This is a genomic window from Sphingomonas sp. CFBP9019, assembly GCF_034045155.1.
GTDB classification, from domain to species: Bacteria; Pseudomonadota; Alphaproteobacteria; order Sphingomonadales; family Sphingomonadaceae; genus Sphingomonas; species Sphingomonas aerolata.
Genome location: NZ_JAXCWK010000015.1, coordinates 1 through 4,555, shown reverse-complemented (window position 1 = coordinate 4,555; position 4,555 = coordinate 1). Strand labels below are relative to the sequence as shown.

At 55.5% G+C, this 4,555-nt stretch carries 1 pseudogene; it reads right to left on the bottom strand.

What is annotated here, in order from left to right:
- Window positions 1-303: pseudogene (locus SOM18_RS19365) on the bottom strand (integrase); the annotation flags it as partial.
- Window positions 304-4,555 lie beyond the last annotated feature (4,252 nt).

Genomic DNA, 4,555 nt, shown 5'->3' with positions numbered 1-4,555 from the left:
AAAGACATAGTCGGCAAGCGAACCACCTCGCCTCTCCAGCCATGCCAGCAAGCTTGCTCGGGCGTCCGCCATCAACTCGAACTGCACCGGCCGACCTGTTTTCGCCTGAACGACGATCGCACGGGTTCGGACATGGCCACCAAGGACGATATCGCCGATCCTCATCCTCACCACATCGCAACCACGCAGCTTGCTGTCGATCGCGAGGTCAAACAACGCTCGATCCCGCAGTCGCTGGTGCTGATCGAGGAAGAAGCGAATGGCCCAGACCTGTCGCGGCTTGAGCGCACGCTTGGCACCCACCTTGCGCCCGCCGTTCCAGGGGGGCGTTTGCCTGCGATTGGATCGAACTCTGACGTACCCATAGCTTTCTCTCCGTGGCCATCATGGCCAAGGAGAGAACGGGCACGGGGTGGCATGGCTTTTCCGGGCGGGCATTTACTCTGGATTGCTAGGTGCATTCAGTTTGAACTGTGGCATTCGAAAAGCAGTCGTTCCGCAGTCGCCCAAAGTCGGTCATTCGAGGCTTGTCCCGCCGATCCCGAAAGCCGCCGTTCGTGATGCGAAAATCAAAAGTTTTGCATCGGCGGAGGGCAAAATAGCTGGTTAGCTAATGCCCGAAGCAGCCATTTGCGGGCGGACGAAGCAGTGCTTGCCAGAAGCCCGCAGATGAGATTGATTCCTCGAATGGGTGCAGTCCTATTTATCACCGCCTACGTTCTGATGCTTGCAATTCCAGCATCGATCATCACGGCGATCGTAGCGATTTCGCTCCGGGTTTCTCGGCTCGTCCGTAATAATCGTGTACTCTGGATCGTTATAGCAGGCTCTGTCGTGCCTGGAGCTATGGTGCTTTATGGTCTGGCGCTCTCGTGGCCGTGGCCTTGGCGCCAACCTGATACTTTGCAAGATATGATACCGCCAGGGCCTGGCCTGCTGCTTAGCGCCTTCCCAGCATGGCTGTTATCTTTGGCGGTGAGCTGGGTCGTTCTGCGCCACCGCAAAGCTGATGGCAGCTAACTGGGGCCACTACACGAAAGTGAACTTTGCGTACGCTACCCTGCCCGACCTGGTCCCTGATGTTCCCCCGCCTGCGCAGCCTCGACCCATGCGTCCCGCAGTTAGGCCAGTTTACGACCCCCACGCCTTCTATCCGGACGAAGAAGGTCTAGAGTGGGGAGCCTAAACCGAACCGCTACTTGCCTACCGGTTGCGCCCGCTTTGCAGAAACAAAGACCACGTCAATCTGACATAAACCACTACTTCGATGGTTGCTATCACCCAGAAAGTTCTCTTCGTCAGTATCACGCATGCCGCATGCTTCGGGCCTTCCAAACAGTCGCCCATCGTGGAGATGGATAGCACGATAAGGCCGCCGAGCACGAACCCCACTGTCCAGATGATGAAAACGACGAACTTCAACGGGTTCACTGAACGCTCCATCTGCGGCTAACCGATTGGGTATCTATGCGGCGGACAACGTGCAAAGTCGCACCGGCGGTATACTGACGAAGCATGGCAAGGGGCATAGGGTTACGACTCAGCGTATCCGTCATCATACCGGAGCGACAGCGTTCTTGTTCGTCCGTATGTCGCTCCACCCTTATCGATGGGATCATCCTCGACTAATGCGGCCCGGCCCGCCATCTTCGTCTTATGGCCAGTGTCCACACCCCTACGAACTGCGCAACCTCTTGGTCCAAGTAATCATCGGCGCCGTCGGGGGCGATGAAGCTAAGTGGCGCAAGGCCTTGGGCGAGACCGAGAAGCTTGCGATCGCCTTCCATGCTCAGTCGACTGGGCAGTGCATCCAACAGTAGTGGCCCCAAGTAAGTCGATCGCCGACACGCAGATGGTCACTAAGCCACTGCTGAGCTTTTTTGATCTTCACGGAGTCTGGATAAAACGGAGACGTTATTGCCTGCCATGTAAACCAGATCGTGAGCAGTAAATCCCTCATCCGCCGTTGATGCAGCCAAACAGATTATCGTATCGTGTATCTAACGGCAGGTATTCGTCTGTCCTCCCGAGAGCCGCCAGTCCGCTTTCCTTCCCATCCCGGCCATTCGTAATGCAAAAATCAAAAGTTTTGCATCAACGAGGTTATCGCATATCGGCCAATTGGCCCTTCAGTAGATGTCCGCCACCACGATCTTTGGGTTGAGCCGAAGAGCGTAGGTAGCAAGCATGATCCCGCATCGACCAGCATAGGCGTGTTCTCCATTTGCTGAGCGACGAAGAGGCCAGAGCGCGTCCCCAGACGGTAGTTTCGGTTGGCACGCGGCACTACCTAGCGGTTTGCATGAGGACCACATCGCCTGCTGATACTGCACGACGTCAACCCTCTTGGCTGACCGCCCCCATAACACTTTTCGTAAGAGCAATTTATGTACGACTGGTACACGTCTACCGAGTGCAGCATTGAACCAACGCAGTGGCGCGATCCGGCAAGCGGCCGGATACTCGATGGCGTAGATGCTTCCATAACCTACGACTGAGAGGTCATTCATTGCGGTGCGGAGCTGATCTGCCGACAAGGTCTCTGGATACGCACAACTACAAGCTAAGCTCGCAGACGAGGACAAAGTCGCGGCGAGCGCGAGCAGGACATCGAAGCAGCGCATCAGCTAAGCGTAAGCCGATTTAGATCGGAAGCAATGTCCGCTTTTCGCCGCAGTCGGTCATCCTTGATGCAGAACTCACGGATTGCGCATCAGCCGAAGAACGGCAGGAAACCGCGGGCTTCGGCGATGCAAAATATTGATGCATCTGGGATACCCGTTCGGCCGGTTTCCTGGGGTCCGGCCTGCAAAACGGAAGGTCTGCTTTCCACCAAATTCTGGCCGTTCCGCGGACGTCCACTAACGGACATCCCCGGATTTTATTGCGTTAGCGGGAACTAGGACCATTATGGCTCCCACGAGTGCTACGACATAAAGGAGCTTTGGCAGCGCGTTTGGGTATAGAAAGTCCGGATTGATCTGTTTCATGAGGGACCATGCCAGCAGCGCCATTGCAGGCCATCTACTGCCTGCGATCCAGATTTTACGACCCAGCCAAGTGGCGGCTGCTACCGTGAACAATGTGGTGAGCGCTAGGATCACTATGGAGGTTATTGGTAATTCCGGGAGCCCTTGCGCATAGACAAGCAGACTCACGAACGACACGACAGCAGATGACGCAAGGATTATAGCGGATGCGACGCCAACCTTGCGTCGATCTCTCGAGACCGAACCGCTCATCGTATTATATTCCCCTTTATCAGCAATCAATCACCTAGAGTGGTGTTGCTACCAGAGGGTTAATCAGTGTTACCGAATAACTAGAACGAAACGTTCGCTTTCCGCCAATCCCGGTCATTCCGCTTCCGCCTACACCCGTTCGTATCCGTCTTCATGGCGGTCACGATTGCCGACACTCATTCATCAGCTACAATGACATAAGACTAGAGGCGGAGACTGTCGCAATGATTGGCATGTTAGCACTTGCGGCGGCTACGGTAGCTACCTGTCCCGTTGAGCAGGCACACTATGTTTTGCGCCACGATCCAAGCGTAACTGCCTACTTTCGCCCAGTCGACAGCGGTCCAGATTGGCCAAGCCATGTTGCGATAGCAGTCCAGCATAAGGAATTAAGGAAGACCTTTTGGTGGCTGCCGTGGAACGGTGGCTCGAACGGGCTCCAAAATGTTGCGTCTACGGAAGACGTTATCGCCAAAGGCTGGCAGCCGCCAAGTCCGGATGGGGGGCCTCGTCCATACGGAAACAGGCAATATATCGGAACCGATATCATGTATAATCTGATCAATCACGTTCCGAAGCGGGGAGAACCTGCTCCGGCTCATATGCTTTTCCGGGACGCGGCGGGTTCCAAAGACACCGCCTTCCTCGACAGGCAATTTTTTGATTTTGTTGGTTGCCGGAAGGAAGGCCGCTAAAACAGCGTTACTTTCCTATTAGCCCCCGAAAACGGACGGTCCGCTCATTACTAGGTCGCGACATTCGCTGTCGGCAAAGCGGACCCCAGAGCGGACAGGCGGGAAGCGCTTAATTGCGGATGTGGCCGGCGTATGACATGTCCTTGCAAGAACGGGAGCTATTGATGTCGAGTTGGACTACGCGCCTGAAAAATCGGATGCATCCACGACTCCGAATGTTCTTCGCGAGGCTGTTTCTGCTAGTTGTCACTTGGCTTGCCGTGACCGGTGCGATCGAGATGATCCGAGGCAATGCTGCCTTCAGCCCGTTCGTCCTGACTGGCTTGGTTTTAGGATGCGCGTCAGCTGCTATCTTCAAACCTATTCCGCTCGAATACCGTCAGCCTGCGGAATAGGCCGCTCGTAAGGTAACGTCGGCAATCCACCAATGCCGGATATCCGTGATAAAATCGCAGGTTTTGCATCAAGGCCTTCGAGGTATAGCATTTGAGCGGGCTCCATGCGGTTACCGGGGCAACTCCGATCGCCTAGGTGTTTGATCCCACGGTTTGATGGTGCGATCCTTTCGTTGGAATGGAAGGAAGCCGTATGGGACAGGTACGTCACGGGAGCGCCACG